The sequence below is a fragment of the Tamlana sp. 2_MG-2023 genome (genome assembly GCF_030548465.1).
Classification (GTDB): domain Bacteria; phylum Bacteroidota; class Bacteroidia; order Flavobacteriales; family Flavobacteriaceae; genus Pseudotamlana.
In genome coordinates, this window is record NZ_JAUOSF010000007.1 from 56,327 (window position 1) to 80,423 (window position 24,097).

General features: G+C 36.2%; 17 protein-coding genes and 1 pseudogene. 1 reads left to right on the top strand and 17 read right to left on the bottom strand.

Annotation, left to right across the window (positions count from 1 at the left end; translation table 11 throughout):
* Positions 1 to 6: 6 nt before the first annotated feature.
* The 13 genes and pseudogenes from ruvA to Q4566_RS12635 all read right to left on the bottom strand — a co-directional run bounded on the left by ruvA (position 7) and on the right by Q4566_RS12635 (position 17,280).
* Entirely contained in the window at positions 7 to 588 is a 582-nt protein-coding gene (gene ruvA / locus Q4566_RS12575) for a Holliday junction branch migration protein RuvA (protein ID WP_150936489.1), read from the bottom strand.
* 53 nt (positions 589 to 641) lie between these two features.
* Entirely contained in the window at positions 642 to 2,939 is a 2,298-nt protein-coding gene (locus Q4566_RS12580) for an NADP-dependent malic enzyme (RefSeq protein WP_303421684.1), read from the bottom strand.
* 51 nt (positions 2,940 to 2,990) lie between these two features.
* Positions 2,991 to 3,917, bottom strand: coding sequence for a tRNA epoxyqueuosine(34) reductase QueG (gene queG, locus Q4566_RS12585; protein WP_303421686.1), 927 nt, complete (start codon positions 3,915 to 3,917; stop codon positions 2,991 to 2,993).
* Between the two features lie 60 nt (positions 3,918 to 3,977).
* Positions 3,978 to 4,514 (bottom strand): hypothetical protein, encoded by a 537-nt coding sequence (locus Q4566_RS12590; RefSeq protein ID WP_303421688.1) that lies wholly within the window; start codon positions 4,512 to 4,514, stop codon positions 3,978 to 3,980.
* A gap of 52 nt (positions 4,515 to 4,566) precedes the next feature.
* Positions 4,567 to 5,589 carry a Holliday junction branch migration DNA helicase RuvB gene (ruvB, locus tag Q4566_RS12595; protein WP_303421690.1) on the bottom strand — a complete coding sequence of 341 codons (1,023 nt, stop codon included), beginning with the start codon at positions 5,587 to 5,589 and terminating at the stop codon, positions 4,567 to 4,569.
* A 232-nt stretch (positions 5,590 to 5,821) separates the two neighbouring features.
* Complete coding sequence (locus tag Q4566_RS12600; RefSeq protein WP_303421692.1) at positions 5,822 to 7,615, bottom strand: cbb3-type cytochrome c oxidase subunit I; 1,794 nt, start codon at positions 7,613 to 7,615, stop codon at positions 5,822 to 5,824.
* 30 nt (positions 7,616 to 7,645) lie between these two features.
* The gene (locus Q4566_RS12605) at positions 7,646 to 8,713 is read right to left on the bottom strand and encodes a cytochrome c oxidase subunit II (RefSeq protein ID WP_303421694.1); all 1,068 of its coding nucleotides are present in this window, start codon (positions 8,711 to 8,713) and stop codon (positions 7,646 to 7,648) included.
* Positions 8,714 to 8,745: 32 nt separating this feature from the next.
* Positions 8,746 to 10,104: a quinol:cytochrome C oxidoreductase gene (locus Q4566_RS12610; protein ID WP_303421696.1), complete on the bottom strand. Its 1,359-nt coding sequence runs from the start codon at positions 10,102 to 10,104 to the stop codon at positions 8,746 to 8,748.
* A gap of 22 nt (positions 10,105 to 10,126) precedes the next feature.
* A complete protein-coding gene (locus Q4566_RS12615; RefSeq protein WP_303421698.1) occupies positions 10,127 to 10,678 on the bottom strand; it encodes a cytochrome c in 552 nt (183 codons plus the stop codon).
* Positions 10,679 to 10,779: 101 nt separating this feature from the next.
* On the bottom strand, positions 10,780 to 11,310 hold the full coding sequence (locus tag Q4566_RS12620) for a DUF3341 domain-containing protein (RefSeq protein WP_303421700.1): 531 nt from the start codon (positions 11,308 to 11,310) through the stop codon (positions 10,780 to 10,782).
* Between the two features lie 30 nt (positions 11,311 to 11,340).
* Positions 11,341 to 12,771, bottom strand: a pseudogene (nrfD, locus tag Q4566_RS12625) (NrfD/PsrC family molybdoenzyme membrane anchor subunit); the annotation flags it as partial.
* 27 nt (positions 12,772 to 12,798) lie between these two features.
* Positions 12,799 to 15,915 carry a TAT-variant-translocated molybdopterin oxidoreductase gene (locus tag Q4566_RS12630; protein WP_303421704.1) on the bottom strand — a complete coding sequence of 1,039 codons (3,117 nt, stop codon included), beginning with the start codon at positions 15,913 to 15,915 and terminating at the stop codon, positions 12,799 to 12,801.
* 72 nt (positions 15,916 to 15,987) lie between these two features.
* Positions 15,988 to 17,280 carry a c-type cytochrome gene (locus tag Q4566_RS12635; RefSeq protein ID WP_303421706.1) on the bottom strand — a complete coding sequence of 431 codons (1,293 nt, stop codon included), beginning with the start codon at positions 17,278 to 17,280 and terminating at the stop codon, positions 15,988 to 15,990.
* A 215-nt stretch (positions 17,281 to 17,495) separates the two neighbouring features.
* Here Q4566_RS12635 and Q4566_RS12640 point away from each other — a divergent pair, with 215 nt between their 5' ends.
* A complete protein-coding gene (locus tag Q4566_RS12640; protein WP_408056950.1) occupies positions 17,496 to 17,879 on the top strand; it encodes an SPOR domain-containing protein in 384 nt (127 codons plus the stop codon).
* A 90-nt stretch (positions 17,880 to 17,969) separates the two neighbouring features.
* Here Q4566_RS12640 and Q4566_RS12645 read toward each other — a convergent pair whose 3' ends face one another.
* From Q4566_RS12645 to rimP, 4 genes are all read right to left on the bottom strand, one after another.
* A complete protein-coding gene (locus tag Q4566_RS12645; RefSeq protein ID WP_303421711.1) occupies positions 17,970 to 18,962 on the bottom strand; it encodes a family 43 glycosylhydrolase in 993 nt (330 codons plus the stop codon).
* 315 nt (positions 18,963 to 19,277) lie between these two features.
* On the bottom strand, positions 19,278 to 22,136 hold the full coding sequence (gene infB / locus Q4566_RS12650; RefSeq protein WP_303421713.1) for a translation initiation factor IF-2: 2,859 nt from the start codon (positions 22,134 to 22,136) through the stop codon (positions 19,278 to 19,280).
* Between the two features lie 80 nt (positions 22,137 to 22,216).
* Entirely contained in the window at positions 22,217 to 23,449 is a 1,233-nt protein-coding gene (gene nusA / locus Q4566_RS12655; RefSeq protein ID WP_303421715.1) for a transcription termination factor NusA, read from the bottom strand.
* A 12-nt stretch (positions 23,450 to 23,461) separates the two neighbouring features.
* Entirely contained in the window at positions 23,462 to 23,923 is a 462-nt protein-coding gene (gene rimP / locus Q4566_RS12660; RefSeq protein WP_303421717.1) for a ribosome assembly cofactor RimP, read from the bottom strand.
* Positions 23,924 to 24,097: the final 174 nt, after the last annotated feature.

Sequence of the window (24,097 nt, forward strand, 5' to 3'; positions counted from 1 at the left end):
AATGAATTATAAATTTTTTAAAGCCTGCTTAATGATGGTTTCGACATTAGCATCTGGTTGGGCTATCATAATCTTATCTACTACACGTTCGGCTTGTTTTTTAACAAAACCAAGCACTTCTAAAGCAGATAACGCTTCATCTTTGTTGGTATTGCCTTGTGAAACAGAAACTTCATCAATATCATAAATCTTTATGATCTTATCTTTTAGTTCGATAATAACACGTTGTGCTGTTTTAGCACCAATCCCTTTTATAGATTGAATCAATGCCACATCTCCAGTAGCAATTCCTTCTCTTACTTGCTTAGGTGTTAAAGAAGATAGCATCGTACGGGCAATGCTTGATCCAATACCACTTACAGAAATTAATAGTCTAAATATTTCACGCTCAGCAAGACTAGAGAAACCATACAAAGTATGCGAATCTTCTTTGACCTGAAGGTGTGTGTATAACTTTAATAATTCGCCTTCTGGAATTTGAGAATAAGTGTGTAGAGAGATATTAAGCAAATAGCCCACGCCGTTACAATCTATAACAACGTGGGTTGGGTTTTTCTCTGTGAGTTTACCTTGTATGTGGGTTATCATTTATGTCAGTTGGTTATCGACCAAATGTAATAAAATTATTTTCAATGGAAAGCCTAAGAATTACCCTTTTCAGCATCTCGTCGTTCTTTTTGCTGCGCATCAATCACTGCCATAGCGGTCATATTTACAATTTCGTCTACACTAGCACCTAATTGAAGAATATGAACAGGTTTACGCATCCCCATCATGATTGGTCCGATAGATTCTGCTTCATTCAATTCTTTAAGTAATTTATAGGTAATATTAGCCGAATCCAAATTTGGAAAAATTAAGGTATTTACCTTTTCACCAACGAGTTTAGAAAATGGAAATTTCTCTTTTAGCATTTCATCGTTAAGTGCAAAATCGGTTTGTAATTCACCATCTACAATCAAATCTGGATTAAAACGATGTAAATTAGCCACTGCTTCCCTTACTTTAGAAGCCTTAGGACTTGGTGAAGACCCAAAATTAGAATACGAGATCATCGCGATCACAGGCTTCATCCCAAACATTTTCACCACTTTAGAGGTCATTTGAGCTATTTTTGTAAGCTCTTTAGCATCTGGGTCGATATTAATTGAGGTATCACTTAAAAATAAAGGTCCTCTTTTAGTCATCATGACATTGGTAGTCGCCACTCGATTCACACCTTTATCCATCCCGATAAGCTCTAACATTGGTTTTACAACCGTTGGATAATTTCGAGAATATCCTGAAATGAGAGCATCAGCATCCCCTTCATTCACCATCATAGCAGCAAAATAGTTACGCTCGCGCATTAATCGTTGTGCTGCATAGTAAGTTACGCCTCTACGTTTGCGTTGCTCCCAATATACTTTGGCATATTTATCTTTTCGTTCGTTTTCTTCTTCAGACTTCGGATCTATAATAAGGACGTCTTCAGCATCGAATTCAATTTCAACCATTAAGTTTTTTATCGTTTCTCTTCTTCCTAATAAAATAGGAATAGCAACACCTTCTTCATAAGCAATTTGTGCTGCCTTAATCACTGCTAATTGATCGGCTTCAGCATAAACAACACGTTTAGGGTCTAGTTTAGCTCGGTTTAATAACAGCCTTACTAATTTATTATCAGAACCTAATCGCTCTCTTAATGTATCTTTATACCCTTCCCAATCGGTAATTGGTTCTTTTGCCACACCGCTTTCCATCGCAGCTTTAGCTACTGCTGGTGGTACTTCTGCGATTAAACGTGGATCGAATGGTTTTGGAATAATATAATCTTTACCGAAGGTTAAACGTGTTTCACCGTAAGCGATATTTACTTGTTCTGGAACAGGCTCTTTGGCCAATTGTGCTAAGGCCTTTACGGCCGCCATTTTCATGGCTTCGTTAATTTTTGTAGCTCTAACATCTAAAGCACCTCTAAAAATAAAAGGGAAACCAAGCACATTATTTACCTGATTAGGATGATCACTTCGCCCAGTAGCCATAATAATATCTTTACGCGTGGCAATAGCGATATCATATTTCACTTCAGGATCTGGGTTAGCCATTGCAAACACAATGGGCCTTTTGGCCATAGCCAAAAGCATTTCTGGTGATACGATATTAGCCATAGACAAACCAATAAACACATCGGCATCCACCATAGCTTCATCAAGTGTATCTATTTTTCTATGTGTAGCAAACTCTGCTTTTTCCGAAGTTAAATTATCGCGATCATCACGAATAACACCTTTACTATCTAGCATTACCATATTTTCACGCTTCGCACCAAAGGCTTGATATAAACGTGAACACGAAATGGCGGCAGCTCCCGCACCACTAATAACTATTTTTACTTCTTCAATTTTTTTATCTGCTATTTCTAAAGCATTAATTAAAGCGGCCGCTGAAATAATAGCTGTACCATGTTGATCGTCGTGCATGACTGGAATATCAAGTTCAGCTTTTAAGCGTCTTTCAATTTCGAAAGCTCCGGGCGCTTTTATATCTTCTAAATTAATACCTCCAAAAGTTGGGGCTATGTTCTTTACAGTAGCGATAAACTCCTCAACATTTTCTGTATCCACTTCAATATCGAAAACATCAATATCAGCAAATATTTTAAAAAGCAAACCTTTACCTTCCATAACAGGTTTTGAAGCTTCGGGCCCAATATTACCAAGACCTAAAACGGCAGTTCCGTTGGAAATCACGGCAACCAAGTTTCCTTTAGCCGTATATTTGTATGCGTTTTCTTTATCTTTTTCAATTTCTAAACAAGGTTCGGCAACACCAGGAGAATAGGCTAACGACAAATCTCTTTGCGTGGCATATTTTTTTGTTGGAACAACTTTAATCTTACCAGGAGTTGGTTCGGCATGATATATAAGGGCTTCTCTACGTTTACTTTCTTCGCTCATTAGAATTGTATTTTGTGACTAACAAATATAACAATCCTAAAAAAGAATCGCTCATTCTTTGAGAAAATTGATATTTCTTTTTAAGCCTAAAAACTTGGTGCGTTTTACTGGAGATTTTTTAAATACTTTTTGAAAGGTGTCTTCTGTAATTTCTTCCCAATCTTTTTTGGTCATGGAAAGTAATTCTGGGTGCGGATTAAACAAAGGTTCGCTATGCGCTTTTGAAAACCGATTCCACGGACAAACATCTTGGCACACATCGCAACCAAACATCCAATCGTCAAACTTATCTTTAAAATCCGTTGGGATATTTTCCTTGAGTTCGATAGTGAAATAAGAAATACATTTACTACCATCAACCACATAAGGTTCGGTAATGGCCTGGGTAGGACAAGCATCAATACAGGCAGTACAGCTACCGCAATGATCGGTGACTCTAGCGTCGTAGTCTAAATCTAAATCGATAATTAATTCAGCAATAAAATAGAAAGACCCCACTTGTTGTGTTAATAAATTACTGTGTTTTCCAATCCAACCTAAGCCTGATTTTGCAGCCCAAGCCTTATCTAAAACAGGTGCCGAATCAACAAAAGCACGGCCTTCAACTTCACCAATTTCATCTTGAATAAAATGCAATAATGATTTAAGCTTGTCTTTGATTACGAAATGATAATCGGTACCATAAGCATATTTTGAAATTTTAAAACTATTGGTGTTTTGTTTTTCTTCTGGATAATAATTTAGCAATAATGACACTACACTTTTTGAGCCTTCCACCAATTTGGTAGGATCTAAGCGCTTATCAAAATGGTTTTCCATGTATTGCATTTCGCCATTCATGTTGTTATTCAACCATTTTTCCAATCGAGGTGCTTCATCTTCTAAAAACTGGGCTTTACTAATCCCACAAGACAGAAACCCGAGTCGTTTGGCTTCGGCTTTAATGAGTTGTGTGTATTTAGATTTGTTTTCTAACATAAAGGCCTCAATCGAATAAAACGAAATTTTTTAATGTAAAAAAAATAGTATATATTAAAATTACAGACCCAATAATCTAGCATCAACAAAAAATTCTGATCTAACATTTATTTTATGATCTGAAGTAATAATTTGGTCGGTTACTGTGGCAAGTCTTAAGCTAAATTCATCTTTTTTAAGATAGTTTTGCAAATCGTCATTTGAGGTGTCTAATTCAATGACTGTACTACCATCTTCGTGAATAATGTCTTTCCAAGCGATAAGCACTTCTTCCTCATTTTCAGCAGAAATATATATTTCAATCGCATTAAGAAAATCGAAATTACCATGATCTGGACTATCTATGTTTAGCGTCATTTTAGTCAACTCAATATACTCTATAAGGTCTTTCGCTGTATTATTGTTTTCGAATTTAGACTCAGTATTCGAGCTAATTTCAGGAGTAAAGGCATTAAATGGTAAATCTATTACTGTTGAAGATTCAATAACTACTTCCTCATTGTAAACAATGGTGAACTGCGTTAATTCATCAATTTTATCACATCCGAACAAGAGTGTAAACAATAGGAATGAAGTAACTATTTTGAAATATTTCATTTGAAATGTAGGTTATCTGGAGTTATGATTTTTAAGGACATGAACTTACGAACTAAAACAGACCGCCTTGTGTTGGCCCTTTTACACGCCCTAAGTGTTTATAGGCTTCTTCGGTGACTTCTCTCCCACGTGGCGTCCGCATGATAAAACCTTGCTGGATTAAAAAAGGTTCGTAAACTTCTTCAATGGTTTCAGGGCTCTCACTTACTGCTGTAGCAATAGTTGTAATACCAACGGGACCACCTTTGAATTTATCAATGATGGTTGACAAAATTTTATTATCCATTTCATCTAGACCGTGCGCATCCACATTTAAAGCTTCTAAGGCGTATTTAGCAATTTTGATATCAATACTACCATTTCCCTTAATTTGGGCAAAATCACGAACGCGACGTAGTAATGCATTGGCAATACGCGGTGTTCCTCGACTTCTACCAGCTATTTCAATTGCTGCTTCCATGGAAATAGGAACATCTAAAATGCTCGCACTTCTTTGAATGATCGTGGTTAATAGATCCGTTTTATAATATTGCAAGCGACTTTGAATACCAAAACGTGCACGCATAGGCGAGGTTAACAATCCAGAGCGCGTTGTTGCCCCAACTAATGTAAACGGATTCAAATGAATTTGAACGGTTCTTGCATTAGGTCCAGATTCAATCATGATATCAATTTTGAAATCTTCCATGGCTGAATATAGGTACTCTTCTACAATCGGACTTAAACGATGAATTTCATCTATGAACAATACATCACGTTCCTCAAGATTTGTTAGAAGCCCTGCTAAATCACCAGGCTTATCTAAAACAGGTCCTGAAGTGATTTTAATACCTACACTTAATTCATTGGCCAGAATGTTAGCCAAAGTCGTTTTCCCTAGACCTGGAGGGCCATGGAATAAGGTATGATCTAAAGCTTCACTTCTTAAATTAGCAGCTTGAACAAAAATTTGTAAGTTCTCTAAAACCTGATCTTGACCGGTGAAATCATCAAAAGATAGTGGTCTTAACTTTTTTTCTACATCAAATTCTTCAGGAGAAAGGTTCTCGTTTGTTGGATCAAGGTTTTCGTTCATGGGCACTTCCTATAAAAACAGGAATCTTATTAGTTTAACCAGAGGCTTCTTTCATCATGTAAAAAGTATCCCCTGTACTTTAATATCATACTCTAAAACACAAAAATACGATTTATCAAATATAATAGCATTAACCAATTAAAATAACTGGTATAAACAAAAAGCCTCTCCAAATTGGAAAGGCTTTATATATTGTTATGGAATTCTATTTTAGAACTTCCTTTAGTTTTAATTAGTGATGTAGAGCCACTTCACCTTCCTTAAAAGGAACATTTTGAGGAACGAAATCTACATCGTAACCTGGTTTACTGTAATCGTAAGCCCAACGGTAAACGTGAGGAATTTCTCCTGGCCAGTTTCCATGAATATGCTCTACTGGAGTAGTCCACTCTAAAGTCGTAGCTTTCCATGGGTTTTGAGTAGCCTTCTTTCCGAAGAAAATACTACTAAAGAAATTGTATAAATAAACGATTTGAACAACACCTCCAACTAAAGCAAATATTGTAATAATAACATTTACATTGGCTAAATCATCAAACAATGGAAAGTTACTGTTTGTATAATATCTACGTGGTAATCCAGCCATTCCAATAAAATGCATTGGGAAAAATACGCCATAAGCACAAACTGCTGTTAACCAAAAGTGAATATACCCTAAGTTTTTATTCAACATACGACCGTACATTTTAGGGAACCAATGGTAGATTCCTGCAAACATACCGTAAAGTGCCGATATACCCATTACTAAGTGGAAGTGAGCTACTACGAAATAAGTATCGTGAACATTAATATCTAATGCTGAATCTCCAAGAATTATACCTGTAAGACCACCTGTAATAAACGTTGATACAAAACCAATTGAGAACAACATCGCAGGATTCATTTGAAGGTTTCCTTTCCATAAGGTCGTAATCCAGTTGAAGGCTTTCACCGCAGATGGAATCGCAATTAATAAGGTTGTAAATGTAAATACAGAACCTAAGAACGGATTCATACCTGAAATAAACATGTGATGTCCCCAAACAATAGTTGAAAGGAAAGCAATGGCTAATATCGAAACAATCATCGCTCTATATCCGAAGATAGGTTTACGTGAGTTCGAAGCCATAATTTCAGAAACCAGACCCATTGCAGGTAAGATTACAATATATACCTCTGGGTGACCCAAGAACCAAAATAAGTGTTCGAATAATACCGGTGACCCCCCTTGGTAATGTAATACTTCACCTTGAATGAAAATATCTGATAAGAAGAATGAAGTTCCAAAACTTCTATCCATGATCAATAATAAAGCTGCCGACAACAATACTGGGAAAGAGACAATACCAATGATAGCGGTTACAAAAAACGCCCAAATAGTTAAAGGTAATCTTGTCATAGACATCCCTTTTGTACGTAAGTTCAAAACAGTAACCACATAGTTAAGCGATCCTAATAATGACGAAGCAATAAAGATAGCCATAGATACTAACCAAAGTGTCATACCCATACCTGAACCACCCTGTGCCATAGGTAAAGCACTTAACGGCGGATAGATTGTCCAACCAGCTGCTGCTGGTCCTGCTTCAACAAATAATGAAATAATCATGATTACACTTGATAAAAAGAATAACCAATAAGATACCATATTTAAGAAACCTGAAGCCATATCACGTGCTCCAATTTGCAATGGAATTAATAAGTTACTAAACGTACCACTTAATCCAGCCGTAAGTACAAAGAATACCATGATGGTACCGTGAATGGTCACTAAGGCTAAATAAATATCTGCATCCATTACACCATCTGGTGCCCATTTACCTAATAATGCTTCAAACAATACATTAGGCTCTTCTGGCCATGCGATTTGCATACGAAACATCATAGACATTAAAACTCCAATAACTCCCATAATAGTACCTGTTACTAAGTACTGCTTGGCAATCATTTTATGATCCATACTAAATATATATTTAGTAACGAAAGTCTCTTTATGATGATGTCCGTGGTCGTCGTCGTGAGCGTGAGTATCTGCGTGTGCTGACATAATCTTATATCGGTTTGGTTTCTTGTTTAATTAGTTAATTAGAGAATTCTTGAATTCCTTTTGTTCTGCAATCCAAGCGTCGTATTCTTCTTGAGTTTCTACCACAATCTTCATTTGCATGTTGTAGTGTGATTTACCACAAATCTTATTACAAATAAGTAAGTAATCAAATTCATAACGTTCTAAAGGCTCTTCTCCTTTAGCTACAAGTGGTTTACTGTTTTCAACTCTAATGTCGTTAATGCGTGCCACTTTTTCTTGAATTTCAGCCGTTTGACGCATCTCAGCCGTCGTCTTTGTAGGTGTAAACCCAAACTGAGTAATCATTCCAGGTACACAGTTCATTTGCGCTCTAAAGTGAGGCATATAAGCTGAATGTAAAACATCTTGCGAACGCATTTTGAACAAAACAGGCTGTCCTACAGGTAAGTGTAATTCAGTAGTTATGATATCATCTTGAGCATTAGGATCAGCTTCATCTAATCCTAAAATATTAGCACGATCAATATCAATTAAACGCACGTTAGCTTTACCTAAAGTATTATCGGCTCCTGAATATCTAGCTTTCCAGTTAAACTGTTGTGCATATAATTCAACAACTAAAGGATCTTCACTTTCATCAATACTTGTAATACTAATCCAAGTGTTCAATCCATAGATAATTAAACCAGCTAAAACAATTACAGGAATGATTGTCCAAATCATTTCCAGTTTATTGTTATCAGCAAAGAAGAAAGCTTGTTTTCCTTTTTCACCTTTATATTTAAAAGCGAAGTAGTGTAACAAGAATTGAGTTATTGTTTGAACGAAGAAAATTAAAACTAATGAAATAATCATTAGGTTATCAATTGTTGCTCCGTGTTCTGATGCTGCATTTGATAAAAGTGGTAAATCACCCCATTTAACAACACAAACAATAGTTATTATGTAAATGAAAGCTAAAAAGCCCATCATTAAATAACCATTTAAGGTATTATCTTTATCAGTGGCTACTTGAGAGTTTTCTGTTTTAGCTTGTGCTAAATCAAAAATCTTAACCATTTGCCAAATGGCAATTAAAATAAATACTAAAACTATAATTGTTAATAAAGTAGTCATGTGGTTCTTCTTTCTTCTTTATTTAAATCTTATTAATAATGGAAATCTTCACTTTCTTTCATAAATGGATATCCTTTTGCAAGTAATGACGTCTTAGATAAAGACGTGAATACAACAAATATGAATAAACCACTGAACAATAAGACAGAGCCAATTTCAGGAATTCCTATAAACCATCTATCTCCAACGGTAGCCGGCATGATCATATTGAATATATCAATATAATGTCCTACAAGAATCACAACACCAGTCATAACAACAAACCAGTTCATACGTTTGTAGGTTGCATTCATTAACATTAATAATGGGAATACAAAGTTTAATACAACCATTCCGAAGAACGGTAATTTATAATCATTAATTCTAGTGATAAAATAAGTTACCTCTTCAGGAATATTAGAATACCAGATTAACATAAATTGTGAGAACCATAGGTAAGTCCAAAAGATACTAATACCAAACATAAATTTAGCAATATCATGTAAATGGTTTTCATTAACAAAAGCTAAATATCCTTTAGATTTTAAATAGATGCTCATTAAAGCTATAACAGTAATACCACTTACAAACATAGAGGCAAATACATACCATCCGAATAATGTAGAGAACCAGTGCGGATCAACACTCATGATCCAATCCCAAGACATCATAGATTCTGTATAGATAAAGAATACTAAGAACCCAGCAGTAATACGGAATGACTTTTTAAAGTTGCTAATATCACCAGGTTCTGCGTTATCTTGAGCAATTGAGAATTTACGAGCAAAGTGACGGTAAGCCGCCCAACCGGCGATAAAAATCAAACCTCTAATAGCGAAACCTCCAATGTTTAACCAACTTGCTTTACCTTGAATTAAAGCATCATGAGCCACAACATCTGGGTCCATCCATATAAATATGTTGTAATGTCCTATGGTACCAGAAGCAACCGCGATAATTAGAACAATTAAAGCGCCAGGCAGCATGTAAGCCGTAATGGCCTCCATAACTCTAAATAAAACTGGTGACCAACCTGCTTGAGAGGCAATTTGTATTGCATAAAAAGCTAAAACGCCTAGTGCAATCATAAAAAAGAAAAATGCGGCTACATATAAAGCAGACCAAGGTCTATTTGCTATTTGGTGTTGTACGTGAGTGATGTGCTTAGCATGTGCGTCTTCAGCGTGTACTGTTTCACCATGGGCAGCATCTCCATGAGCCTCTTTGCTTGGTGCTGCATGATGTGCATCGGCTTGACCATGTCCACCACCGTGATGTGATTCTTCTGCAAGTAAGTGTTCAACTTCCTCAAAAGATTTATGAGATGTCATAAAACCATATCCAACACCTAATGCTCCTAAAATCATTAGAATGAAAGAAAATGTCTTTAATTTATTTGAAAATGTATACATATCTATAATAATCTTATCAATCTTACTTTTCTAAATCTGCCTTTAATTGTAACACATACGCTACTACTTGCCAACGTTCTTCCTCTTGCAATTGGTTTGCATAAGATCCCATGGCATTCTTTCCGTAATAAATCGTGTGATAAATACTTCCAGCATTAATCGCTCTACCGGCATCATCATAACTAGGGATACCTAATATTTTTTCGCGTTTTACAAGGTTACCTTGTCCGTCACCTTTTCCACCATGACAAATTCCACAGTAAATATCGTATAATTCTTTACCTCTGTTTAAATCAACTTGTGTAGAATCTAAAGGACTCATTAACGTTTCTTTAGCCAAAGCATAGCCTTCTGTTGAATTTTCAATATCAAAAGGGATAAAACCACGAGCTACAGAACCCTCAGCAGGTAATTGTGCTTCAAAGCCATCTTTAAACGCTGCTTCACCATAAGTTTCATATCCTACAGATTCATACATGTTAGGCATGAACTGATAGTTTGGTGCTGTACTCTTGTTACAAGAAACAGCTACAAAAACAACTGCTACTACTAATATTTTAATTAAGCTTTTCATTTGTAAACTTATATTGTTTTTTTGTCAAATGTAATTCGCAAAACATTTTATTTATAAAAATCTAAAAATAAAATTAGTTTATGCTCATTTCATATGTTTTATTAATGGGCTTTATCAACTAAATTAACTTCTACTGCTCCCGTTCCTGCAAGCAATGTTTCAAGGGCCTCTTGGTTACCATCAACGGCAATTTCCATTAAGAAATGATCGTCGGTAGTTCTTGGGTCTGGATTTTCAGCTTCTTTAAAAGGCCAAATTCTACTACGTAAGTAAAAAGTAAGCACCATTAAGTGGGCTGAGAAAAATACCGTAAGCTCAAACATAATAGGTACAAAGGCTGGTAAATTTTCTAAGTAGCTAAAGCTTGGCTTACCTCCAATATCTTGAGGCCAATCTTCAATCATAATGTAATTCATCATGACTGTAGCTACAGTTAAACCTATTAAACCATAAATAAACGCAGTTATGGCAATACGTGTTGGTGCCAATCCCATAGCATGATCTAGTCCGTGAACTGGGAAAGGTGTATAAATCTCTTCTATATGATAACGTTCTGCCTTTACTTTTTTAACAGCAGACATTAAAACGTCATCGTCGGTATAAATAGCGTGAATTACTTTTGAAGCTTCCATATGCTACTTTTAGTTTTTTGGTTCTTGATTAATCGGTCCTGAAGTTCTTGGATCTGCACCAGTTCCAGATAAACTTTGTCCGCTTTCTCTTAATGTCTTGTACTTGTCTCCTGAAGATTTTAAGATAGTCTTAACCTCTGCTTGTGCAATTACAGGGAATGTTCTTGCATACAATAAGAAAAGTACAAAGAAGAATCCTATTGTTCCAATGAAAATTCCAATATCAACAAATGTAGGTGAAAACATGGTCCATGATGATGGTAAGTAATCACGGTGTAACGAGGTTACAATAATTACAAAACGCTCAAACCACATTCCTACGTTTACTACAATAGATATAAAGAAAGAGAACATGATACTTGTTCTTAATTTCTTGAACCACATAAATTGTGGAGAGAATACATTACAAGACATCATCATCCAGTATGCCCAAGCATAAGGACCAGTTGCTCTGTTTAAGAAAGCGTATTGCTCATACTCTACACCAGAATACCATGCGACAAACAACTCTGTAATATAAGCTACACCCACTATAGAACCCGTAATCATAATTACAATATTCATTAGTTCGATGTGTTGTACTGTAATATAATCTTCTAAGTTAGCCACTTTTCTCATAATAATAAGAAGTGTGTTTACCATAGCAAATCCTGAGAATACCGCCCCTGCAACAAAGTAAGGTGGGAAAATCGTTGTATGCCATCCTGGAATCACCGATGTGGCGAAATCGAAAGATACAATCGTGTGTACAGAAAGTACTAAAGGTGTTGCTAAACCAGCAAGCACTAATGATACTTCTTCAAAACGTTGCCAATCTTTAGCACGACCAGACCAACCAAAACTTAATAAAGCATAAATTTTCTTTTGGAAAGGTTTAATAGCGCGATCTCTTAACATCGCAAAATCAGGTAATAATCCTGTCCACCAGAACACTAATGATACCGATAAGTAAGTTGAAATCGCGAATACATCCCAAAGTAATGGTGAGTTAAAGTTAACCCATAATGATCCGAATTGATTAGGAATTGGTAATACCCAATATCCTAACCATGGTCTTCCCATGTGAATAAGAGGGAACAATCCTGCTTGCATAACCGCGAAAATCGTCATGGCTTCTGCTGAACGGTTAATTGCCATTCTCCATTTCTGACGGAATAATAAGAGTACTGCCGAGATCAGGGTTCCTGCGTGACCAATACCTACCCACCAAACGAAGTTGGTAATATCCCAGGCCCATCCAACAGTCTTGTTAAGACCCCAGACACCAATACCTGTAGTAATGGTATAAATAATACATCCAACTCCCCAAAGGAACGCTACAAGTGAGATACCAAAAACTATCCACCATTGTTTATTTGCTGTTCCTTCTACAGGTCTAGCCACATCCACAGTAACGTCGTGGTATGATTTTTCGCCTGTAACTAAAGGTCTTCTAATAGGTGCTTCGTAATGAGACGCCATAATTATATAATTGTTCTTTAATTAGATTTATGCTTCCGTTGTATTTCTCACTTTTGTTTGATATTGTACGTTAGGTTTTGTTCCTACGTGCTCTAACAAGTGATACATACGATTATCTTCTAAAGTTTTTGCAACTTTACTTTCTTTATCATTGATATCTCCAAATACCATCGCTCCACTGCTACAAGCTGCAGAACATGCTGTTTGGAACTCACCATCTTTAATAACGCGTCCGTCACGCTTAGCATCAAGAATCGTTTTCTGTGTCATTTGAATACACATAGAACATTTCTCCATAACACCACGAGAACGTACTACAACATCTGGGTTTAAAACCATACGTCCTAGATCATCATTCATGTGATAATCAAACTCGTCATTCTCATTGTATAAGAACCAGTTGAAACGACGTACTTTATACGGACAGTTGTTTGCACAGTATCTTGTACCTACACAACGGTTATACGCCATATGATTCTGACCTTGACGACTATGAGAAGTTGCTGCCACAGGACAAACCGTTTCACAAGGTGCATGATTACAGTGTTGACACATTACGGCTTGAAATGCTACCTGAGGATTGTCAGAAGGCTCTTCCATTTCACCGAATCCACCTAGAGAACCTTTATCTCCAAATAACCCTGAGAACTCATCCTTTTTAATGTTATCGCCTTCAAAAGTTTCATCAGAAGAATAGTATCTATCAATACGCAACCAGTGCATATCTCTACTCTTTCTTACTTCTTCTTTTCCAACTACAGGAACATTGTTTTCAGCATGACATGCAATCACACAAGATCCACAACCTGTACAAGCATTTAAGTCGATAGATAAATTGAAGTGATGTCCAACAGAACGATCAAATTCATCCCATAAATCAACATCTGGAGAAGTTACTGGTGTTTCTTCGTGATTTAAAGAAACTACAGGAACCGCATTCCAATGTGCTTTATCTTTCGTATTGAATATCTCTAAAGTTGTTTCTTTGATGATATCGCCACGTCCCATTAATGTATTATGAAGCTGAACGCAAGCAAATTCATGCTCACCTGAAGCTGCTTCAACAGTTACATTTTGAGTGGAATTAAAATTGTGATATAATGCAAAAGCATTAACACCAGTTTGCATTTCTTCTTTTAAACCAGCTGTTCTACCATATCCAAATGATAAACCAACAGAACCTTTAGCCTGACCTGGTTGTATTAATACTGGTGCTTTAACAGTAACCCCATTTACAGTAACATTAGCATAACTACCGTTTAAACCACCGTCTGCAACGTGTCTATTCTTTAACCCTAGTTCCTCAGCATCAGCTTTTGAAACCGTTAAATAGTTATCCCAAGATACCCTTGAAATAGGATCTGGAAATTCTTGTAACCATGGGTTATTGGCTTGTTGACCATCACCCATTCCTGTTTTAGTATATAAACTTAATTCTAATCCTGTTGATTTTGCAGAAGCTGCTAGAGCTTGAGCCGCACCAGAAAAAGCAGTCTGTGTTGTTTCAGTATCTTCATCAACTGGAGCTTCTTCAGCAACTTCTTCTTTAGCTGAATTATTCACAAAGAACCCATCGTGTAAGGCTTTGTTATAAGAAGCGCCACCTAGAACACTTTCATTCCAAGTTGATTTGATATAATCGCTATAAGATGCCGAATTACCAGTCCATGCTAATAAAGCATCTTGGAATTGTTTCGTATCAAATAACGGACGAATAGCAGGTTGTGTTAAACTGTATTGTCCAGTCTTAATTTCAACATCACCCCAAGACTCTAAATAATGTGGTGCTGCAGCTAAATATTGCGCCTGTGAAGATGTTTCATCTTCTTTCATAGAAAACGCAATAGACAATTTTGTTTTCTTTAAACCTTCAGCAAAGTCTGCTGCATTGGCTAAAGTATATAATGGGTTAACGCCACTCATGATGATTGCACCAACTTGACCTGCTTTCATATCAGAAATTAGTTGCGCAACGGCATTAGCATTACCTTGTTTTGTTTTTATAACAACTTCTGGTTTAAACGCCTTACTAGCTAAATAAGCATTAAGCTCTAAAACAGTAGTTTGTGCATTCACATCCTGAATACCAGTAACGACAACCCCATTACTACCAGCCTTTTTAAGTTGAGAAGCAGCAGCTTTCACAGCAGCCTCAACATTTGCAGGTAAGCCTTTAACAGAAACATTGTTTCCAGTCACCAAGCTATATAATTTGGCTAGTGCTAATTTTTGTTGATTTGGTGTTGCCGGAACACGTTTATCAGCATTAGCACCAGAAAGTGACATATTAGATTCAAACTGAATATGACGTGACATTTTTCCGTTAGCCGGAATTCTGTTTTTAGCATAAGCCGCATCAAATCCGCCACCTTGCCAATCTCCTAAGAAATCAGCACCAACAGAAACGATAGTCATTGCTTGACTAAAGTCATAATCTGCTAATCCTCGTTTGTTATATTTCTTTTGAAAAGCTTGTACAGCTGCAAATTCAGAAACCGCATCATAAACCACATGATTTACATTGCCATAAGCTTCTTTAAATTCTGCAACCAATTTATTAGTTGAAGGACTGGCATACGTTTGTGTTAATAACACGATAGATTGACCAGACGCTTTTACACTATTTAAAGCTTTCGTTGTTTCAGCATTAAAATTACTCCAAGAAATAGAAGCACCATCTTTTTTAGGTCCTTGTACTCTTAGGCTGTCATACAAACCTAAAACTGATGCATTAACTCTTGCATTCGCACTACCATGACTAGGCGCCATAGTATTGTTTTCAATTTTTATTGGACGACCTTCACGTGTTTTCACTAAAACACTAGCAAAATCAAAACCATCTGCAATTGTTGTTGCATAGTAGTTTGCCACACCAGGAATAATCTCTGTTGGTTGTACAACATAAGGAATCGCCTTTTTAACAGGACCCTCACAAGCTGCTAAAGAAGCCGCTGCTGTACTAAAACCTACATATTTCAGGAAATCACGACGCGTAGTAGAACTAGCTTCTAACGTATCTTTATCTCCTAAAAACTCATCGGTAGGAATTTCTGCTACAAACTCGTTTTGTTTAAGCGCCTCAACAATAGAGCTATTTTCGTTTAGCTCTTCAACACTTTTCCAGTATTTCTTGTTTGATGACATATTATATAATTGAATTACTTCTTATTATTATTAATTTGTGTTTTCCGCTTTCGCAGAAGAAAAAGCGTTAGCCTAGTAGTGACATTTACCACATTCTAAACCACCCATTTCAGCAGCTGTTAAAGTCTCTACGCCGTACTTCTTAGATAACTCAGCATGGATTTTCTCATAATACGCATTATCCTTCACATCTACATCAGTATCTCTGTGACAGTTAATACACCAACCCATTGTTAATGGTGCATGTTGATAAACAACTTCCATTTCTTGAACAGGACCGTGACAAGTTTGACACTCAACCCCAGCAACAGTTACGTGCTGTGAGTGATTAAAGTATGCAAAGTCAGGTAAGTTATGAATACGCACCCATTTTACTGGACTAGATTCTCCTGTATATTTCTGATCAGCATCACTCCATCCAGCAGCTTTATATAATTTCTGGATTTCGCCGTCATAGAATTCTTTAGAGTATTCCGCTGAAGTTTCACCATTGTACTCATAAACTGACTTATGACAGTTCATACAAACGTTTAGCGATGGAATTCCAGAAGTTTTACTTACTCTAGCAGAAGAGTGACAGTATTTACAATCAATACCGTTATCACCCGCGTGAATTTTGTGTGAGAAATGAATAGGTTGCACTGGCTGATAACCTTGGTCAACTCCAACTTGCATTAAATAACCAAATGCGAAATATGCACTAGTAAGCAAAAAGAAGATAGCAACAACAATCATTAAAAATTGATTTTGCACAAACGCTTTCCATAACGGAGTTCTACTTGTTGCTGGTTCTAACTCGATATTTTGAGCAGCAGCAAAACGACGTAATGTTTTATTCACCAAATATAACCCGATGGCCAATAAAATAAACAAGATAGCTAAAGCCCCTAAGATAAGTTCGTTTGAAATACCATCAGAAGATCCTGCCGCAGCAACTGGAGCAGCACCCGCAGCCGGAGCTGGAGCAGCTTTCTTTTCTTCAGCAGTATACGCTAGAATATCATTTAAATCTTGGTCAGACAACTGAGGAAATGCCGTCATTGCAGCACCACCATACTCGTTGTAAACCTTGTTTGCATACGAATCACCAGACTTTATAACACCTGAACTGTTACGAATCCATGCATGAATCCAATCACGATCTAAACCCTCATCCTCAGACAAACGTGTTTCCACGTGACGTAAGGCCGGACCAGTCATTTTTTTATCCAATTGATGACAAGCAGCACAATTGGCATTAAATAAAGATTTCCCTTTTGCTGCATCGCCTTCCTGAGCTGAAAGCGAGCTTGTAAACGCTAATAATACAATTAAGCTTAAACGAAGAAAGTTTCTACTTAATTTACGGTGAATCACCTTTCTCATATTGTTGGTTAAATTAACTTCTTAACTTTTGGTATGACTTTTGTCATTTTATAAACGAAAAACCATAGCTTTAAAATCTCTCGCAAAAGTAATATTTAAACTCGATTACCAAAATACTAAAGAACTGTTAACAGTTAATTTAGAGAGATTCTAAATAATAATTTTACCCACTTTTAAGTTTAATAAATTTACATTTGTAGAAATACATTAGAAATATGATTTTGAAAAAATTTAGCTCGATATTTTATATAGGCGTATGCGCTTTATTTACAACATTTTACACGAATGCCCAGGAAGGCCAGGTTACCATTAACCAAGATGCAAACATTCCAAAATTACTAGAATTAAAGAAAAGTCTGAACGACGAAGATACCGATCGTTACAAAATTCAAATCTATAATGGTAATCGACAAGATGCATATACCGCTAAAAGCGCGTTTAGTTCAGTTTTTTCTGAATGGACTCCAAGCATCCACTTTGAGCAACCAAACTTTAAAATATGGGTTGGTAATTTTAGAACGCGATTAGAAGCGGATCGTGCCTTAAAAAAAATTAAAAAAGAGTTTTCAAGCGCTTTTATTTTCAAACCTAAAAAATAATAAAAACACATACAATATTAAATAAAAAGGAGGTCCTGATCTCCTTTTTTAATAGTATGCCCAAGCAATAAAAAAGGATTATTTAATAACTTATTCTTGCTTTTCATAATAATCAATTTTTAAAGGAATAATTTTCCCTTCGTCATCAAAAGTAATTTCATCAAAACATACCGATCTTCGGAAACCATTTTGAGATAATGTTTGATCATGGTAGAACACATACCACTTCCCTTGAAATTCGGTTATCGACCCATGATAAGTCCAAGAGTTCACAGGATCCATAACGCGACCTACATATTCGAAGGGTCCAAGCGGGTTATCGCCAATTGCATAAACAATACTGGATTCTTTACCCCACCCATTAGAATACGTAAAATAAAATTTTCCGTCACGCTCAAAAACCCATGGCCCTTCTCCGTACCAGCCTCTGCCTTCTGATTCTTTATCATTTTCAGCACCCTTAATCTGAATATTCATGATCCCACCATCTATTTCCATCATATTATCTTTCAATTTAACTACTCTAAGCTCACGACACCCAAAGTACATATAAGCTTGATTATCGTGAATTAGTAATCCAGGGTCAATAGGCTCTGGTCCTATTTCATGGACCTGATCAGTATTATCAATTAACGGTTTTCCCAACTTATCTACAAAAGGACCAGTAGGACTATCGCTAACAGCAACGCCAATTTTCGCGCGTTCTACAGGGTAATAAAAGTAATATTTCCCATTACGTTCTATCGCATCAGGGGCCCAAGCCCATTTATCTGCCCACGCAATATCATTAAGGCTAAATATAGGACCATGATCTGTCCATTCGTTTAAATTTTTTGTAGAAAAAACATGCCAATCTTGCATATTAAAATAAGTAGCAGTGTCTTCATCATGAGAAGTGTAAACATATAATCTATCATTAAAAACGCGTGCAGATGGATCGGCTGTGAATAAATGCTTTACTAGCGGATTTCCATCCCTCTTAAACTTGTAAGTACTTTTTACGCTATTTTCACATCCAATTAGTAGTATGAGGCAAATTATTGGCAATAAACATCTAGAAATTTTAACTGTGGTAGTATTCATTTGTCGTCTAATTTAATTTATGAAACCTAATTTAAAACCAATTGATTTAGAATTGAATGCTAGAAATTTTGAATCTAAAATTAGAACAAAGGCAATAAATCAATTACTACAAATGATCTAACATATATAACAAATGGACATAAAAACATAGATAAAGAAAGATAACCTAAGACAACTCGTTCATGTTCACTAAACCCATATTAGTTAAGCTCATAAAACATTAGAGATCTATCGAAAACAGAATACATTATAAAAAGAAAATCGCCTAAAAATTACTTTTTAGACGATTTTTTATTTATTTAGAAGATTGATCTTTTACTTCAACTTCTTCTTAACTTCTACTTCATGGAATGCTTCAATAACATCACCTTCTTGAATGTCGTTGTAGTTCTTAATTTGCATACCACAATCGTATCCTTTAGAAACTTCTCTAACATCGTCTTTAAATCGTTTTAATGATGTCAATTCACCAGTGTATACCACTACTCCATCACGTATTAAACGAATGCCTGCATTTCTAAGGATTTTACCATTAGTTACCATACAACCAGCAATCGAACCGATTTTAGACACTTTGAATATCTCTCTAATCTCTGCAGTACCAAGAATTTCTTCTTTAAGCTCTGGAGATAACATACCTTCCATAGCATCTTTAAGATCGTTAATCGCATCGTAGATGATAGAATAAGTTCTGATATCAATTTCTTCCTTATCAGCAATCATTCTAGCATTTCCAACAGGACGAACATTAAATCCAACGATAATCGCATCGGAAGCCGAAGCTAATAATACGTCACTTTCAGTAATCGCACCTACACCTTTATGTAGGATATTCACTTGAATTTCTTCAGTAGATAATTTTTGGAATGAATCGGTTAATGCTTCCACAGAACCATCCACATCTCCTTTAAGGATGATATTCAATTCTTGGAAATCACCAAGCGCGATACGACGACCAATTTCATCTAATGTAATATGACGTTGTGTCCTAACAGATTGCTCACGTTGTAATTGGGCACGTTTTGATGCAATTTGTTTCGCTTCACGCTCGTCTTCAAAAACATTAAACTTATCACCCGCTTGAGGTGCACCATCTAATCCTAAGATAGATACTGGTGTTGAAGGTCCGGCTGCAACGACATCATTACCGCGTTCATCATGCATGGCTTTTACTTTACCACTATGCTGACCAGCTAATACGTAATCACCAACTTTAAGTGTTCCTGCTTGCACTAAGATTGTTGAAACGTATCCACGACCTTTATCTAAGAATGCTTCTACAACAGTACCTTGTGCTATTTTATTTGGATTAGCTTTAAGCTCTAATAATTCAGCTTCAAGCAATACTTTTTCTAATAATTCTTTAACCCCTGTTCCAACCTTAGCTGAAATATCATGAGATTGTATTTTACCTCCCCAATCTTCAACCAAAAGGTTCATTTGTGCTAAACCATCTTTAATTTTCTCTGGATTGGCATCAGGTTTATCAATTTTATTGATTGCAAATACAATTGGCACTCCCGCAGCTTGTGCATGCGAAATAGCCTCTTTTGTTTGTGGCATGATATCATCATCGGCCGCTGCAACAATAATAGCTATATCGGTAACTTGAGCACCACGAGCACGCATCGCTGTAAAGGCCTCGTGACCTGGTGTATCTAAAAACGCAATTTTTTGTCCGTTTTCTAGTTCTACACCATAAGCACCAATATGTTGTGTGATTCCACCAGACTCACCAGCAATTACATTTTCTTGACGGATATAATCTAATAGCGATGTTTTACCGTGATCAACGTGTCCCATTACAGTCACAATTGGTGCACGAGAAATTAAATCTTCTGGTTTATCTTCGACAACTTCAATTGATTCTTCAATATCTGCAGTAACGAATTCAACTTGATATCCAAATTCATCAGCAACAATAGATAAGGTTTCAGCATCTAAACGTTGGTTCATCGTTACCATCATACCAAGCGACATACACGCCGATATAATTTGTGTCACACTAACATCCATCATCGTAGCCATTTCACTAGCCGTAACAAATTCTGTTACCTTGATGATTTTGCTTTCAGCTGCTTCGATTTGTTGATCGATTTCAGTCTGCTCTCTATGTTTATCTCTTTTATCTCTTCTGTTTTTGGCTCCACGACCTTTGCTAGATTTCCCTTGAAGTTTTTCAAGTGTTTCTCTAACTTGTTTTTTCACATCTTCTTCAGAAGGTTCTTCTTTTACAATGTTACGTCTGCCTTGACCTGGACCACCTGGTTTACCTTTAAAACGATCATTTCCTCCTGGTCTTCCTCCACCTGGTCTATTCTGACCTCCAGTGTTTGGCGCTCCAGCTTTACTGATACGACGTCGCTTTTTCTTAGCATCTCCAGGTTTAGAATCGGTTTTCTTCTCTACCTTCTTTTTAGGTTTATTAAACTGTGATAAATCAATTTTATCTCCAGCAATTTTAGGCCCTGTAAGTTTTTGGTATTGTGTTTTAACGCGCTCTTCTACTACTGGGTTGCCTTCCTCATCAACTTTACCTGAAGCTTCTGTTTTTGCAGCAACTTCTTCTTTAGCTGGAGGTGTTTTTGCAGGCGTCTCTTTTTTAGGAGCTTCCGCTTTAGCAGGTGCTTCTTTTTTAGATTCCACCTCAACCTTTTTATCGGCCACTGGTTTTAAACCAATTTTAGGTGCTTGAGCTTTGATAACTTCTGGCTCTTTTACAGGCTCCGGTTTCTTCTCAGCAACAGGTTCTGCTTTAGCAGGCGTTTCTTTTTTCTCAGCAGCAGGAGCTTCAGCAGCTTTCTTCTTAGGATCTAAGTCAATTTTTCCAACTTGCTTTGGTCCTGAAAGCGTATTTGAGGCTTTTATAACTTCCTCCTGTTTGGCTTTTTCTATGGCTTCTTGAGCTTTCTGCTTCGCTTCCAATTCTTTTTCACGCTTAATACGTAAATCTTCCTTTTCCTTTTGCTTAGCTTCACTAACTTCTTGCGACTTCACCTTCTTATTAGCATCCGTCTCAAAACCATCTGAAAGAATCTTATAAGTTTCCTCAGAAATTTTCGTAGTTGGACGCTTCTCTATTTCCACGCCTTTAGAATCCAAAAATTCTACGGCACGATCTAGAGAGATGTTAAGCTCGCGTAATACTTTATTTAATCTAATTGTTTCAGCCATAAATCGCCTTTAAAATACTCAAATATATACATTATACCGCATTGGGCATAACAAACATGCAAATCTGCACTTAATTTTTACTAGTCTTCAAACTCTTCTCTAAGAATTCGAATCACTTCATTTATTGTTTCCTCCTCTAAATCTGTTCTTTTCACCAAGTCGTTAACGTCTTGTTCAAGAATACTTTTAGCGGTATCTAATCCTGCTTTACTAAATTCTGCGATAATCCAATCTTCGATTTCATCAGAGAATTCACTTAATTCTACATCTTCTTCAGCCCCTTCTCTAAATACATCAATCTCATAACCAGTTAACTGACCAGCTAAACGAATGTTGTGACCACCACGTCCAATCGCTTTACTAACTTCTTCTGGTTTTAGGATAACCTCAGCACGTTTATTTTCTTCATCAAGTTTTACAGAAGTTACTCTTGCAGGGCTTAATGCTCTAGTAATGAATAATGCTAAGTTACTGGTGTAATTGATAACATCGATATTTTCGTTTCCTAATTCACGAACAATACCATGAATTCTAGAACCTTTCATACCAACACAAGCGCCAACTGGATCAATTCTATCATCATAAGAATCTACAGCTACTTTTGCTTTTTCACCTGGAATTCTAACCACATTTTTAATTGTGATTAACCCGTCAAAAACTTCTGGAATTTCTTGTTCAAATAATTTTTCTAAGAACACAGGAGAACTTCTTGACATGATAATTGTAGGTTTTGCGCCTTTAAGCTCAACACCATCAATAACACCTCTTACATTATCTCCTTTTCTAAAGAAATCTGAAGGAATTTGTTTGTCTTTTGGCAATACGATTTCGTTTCCTTCATCGTCTAATAGAATTACTGCTCTATGACGAATGTGGTGTACTTCTGCCGTATAAATCTCACCTACTAAATCTTTAAATTGCTTATAAATTATAGTATTATCGTGCTCATGAATCTTAGAAATTAGGTTTTGACGTAATGCTAAAATAGCACGTCTTCCTAAATCGATAAGTTTCACTTCTTCAGATACATCTTCTCCAACTTCAAAATCAGGCTCAATTTTACGAGCTTCAGTTAATGTAATTTCTTGGTTTGGTTCTTCCACCTCACCATCAGCAACCACAACCCTATTTCTCCATATTTCTAAATCACCTTTATCTGGATTTACAATAATATCAAAATTATCATCATCACCAAATTTCTTTTTTAAGGCGCTTCTAAATACATCTTCTAAGATTGCCATTAACGTGACTCTGTCAATTAGCTTATCGTCTTTGAATTCTGAAAAAGATTCAATTAACGCGATATTTTCCATAACTCTTTTAAATTAAAATTTAATCATAACTTTTGCTTCTACAATATCTTTATAAGGAATATGCGCTTCCTTTTCCACAGTTACTTTCCCCTTTCCTACTGGCTTAGGTTCACGAGCTTTCCATGTTAAGGTAATCGCTTCTTCAGTTGCTTCAGTAAGCGTTCCTTCTATTTCTTCAACACTTGTTTTTACTTTAAGTGTTCTGTCTAGATTTTTTTTATACTGACGATTGTGTGTTAACGGAGAGGCTGCACCTGCCGACATCACTTCTAACGAGAAATCTTCTTCCTCACGATCTAAATCAGCTTCAATGGCGCGACTTATAAATATGCAGTCTTCAACTAAAACTCCTGAATCACCATCAATAATCACTTTAATGTGATTCTCACTATTTATAGAAAAATCAATAAGAAACAGGTCCGATCTTTCAATCAGCGCTGCATCTAGTATTTCTGTAACTTTATTTTTAAACATTTTTAGTATAAAAAGAGGGGACTTTACGTCCCCTCATATCCTTAATTTTGCCTTTCAACGGTGCAAATATACAATATTTTATTGATTTTTAAAGGAATATTTCATATTTTAGAGCTAACTAACATTAAGAGCCCAAACTCTAGTCAGTAAAAACGAACCATTTTACCTTAATTT

What these genes read in the sequence shown, in the direction of transcription:
- ruvB (WP_303421690.1), bottom strand. Translation starts at nt 5,589, where the DNA reads ATGAACGAAAACCTTGATCCAACAAACGAGAACCTTTCTCCTGAAGAA.
- nusA (WP_303421715.1), bottom strand. Translation starts at nt 23,449, where the DNA reads ATGGAAAATATCGCGTTAATTGAATCTTTTTCAGAATTCAAAGACGAT.
- Q4566_RS12615 (WP_303421698.1), bottom strand. Translation starts at nt 10,678, where the DNA reads ATGAAAAGCTTAATTAAAATATTAGTAGTAGCAGTTGTTTTTGTAGCT.
- rimP (WP_303421717.1), bottom strand. Translation starts at nt 23,923, where the DNA reads ATGTTTAAAAATAAAGTTACAGAAATACTAGATGCAGCGCTGATTGAA.
- Q4566_RS12580 (WP_303421684.1), bottom strand. Translation starts at nt 2,939, where the DNA reads ATGAGCGAAGAAAGTAAACGTAGAGAAGCCCTTATATATCATGCCGAA.
- Q4566_RS12620 (WP_303421700.1), bottom strand. Translation starts at nt 11,310, where the DNA reads ATGGAAGCTTCAAAAGTAATTCACGCTATTTATACCGACGATGACGTT.
- Q4566_RS12635 (WP_303421706.1), bottom strand. Translation starts at nt 17,280, where the DNA reads ATGAGAAAGGTGATTCACCGTAAATTAAGTAGAAACTTTCTTCGTTTA.
- queG (WP_303421686.1), bottom strand. Translation starts at nt 3,917, where the DNA reads ATGTTAGAAAACAAATCTAAATACACACAACTCATTAAAGCCGAAGCC.
- Q4566_RS12645 (WP_303421711.1), bottom strand. Translation starts at nt 18,962, where the DNA reads ATGAATACTACCACAGTTAAAATTTCTAGATGTTTATTGCCAATAATT.
- Q4566_RS12610 (WP_303421696.1), bottom strand. Translation starts at nt 10,104, where the DNA reads ATGTATACATTTTCAAATAAATTAAAGACATTTTCTTTCATTCTAATG.
- ruvA (WP_150936489.1), bottom strand. Translation starts at nt 588, where the DNA reads ATGATAACCCACATACAAGGTAAACTCACAGAGAAAAACCCAACCCAC.
- Q4566_RS12605 (WP_303421694.1), bottom strand. Translation starts at nt 8,713, where the DNA reads ATGACTACTTTATTAACAATTATAGTTTTAGTATTTATTTTAATTGCC.
- Q4566_RS12600 (WP_303421692.1), bottom strand. Translation starts at nt 7,615, where the DNA reads ATGTCAGCACACGCAGATACTCACGCTCACGACGACGACCACGGACAT.
- infB (WP_303421713.1), bottom strand. Translation starts at nt 22,136, where the DNA reads ATGGCTGAAACAATTAGATTAAATAAAGTATTACGCGAGCTTAACATC.
- Q4566_RS12630 (WP_303421704.1), bottom strand. Translation starts at nt 15,915, where the DNA reads ATGTCATCAAACAAGAAATACTGGAAAAGTGTTGAAGAGCTAAACGAA.
- Q4566_RS12590 (WP_303421688.1), bottom strand. Translation starts at nt 4,514, where the DNA reads ATGAAATATTTCAAAATAGTTACTTCATTCCTATTGTTTACACTCTTG.
- Q4566_RS12640 (WP_408056950.1), top strand. Translation starts at nt 17,496, where the DNA reads ATGATTTTGAAAAAATTTAGCTCGATATTTTATATAGGCGTATGCGCT.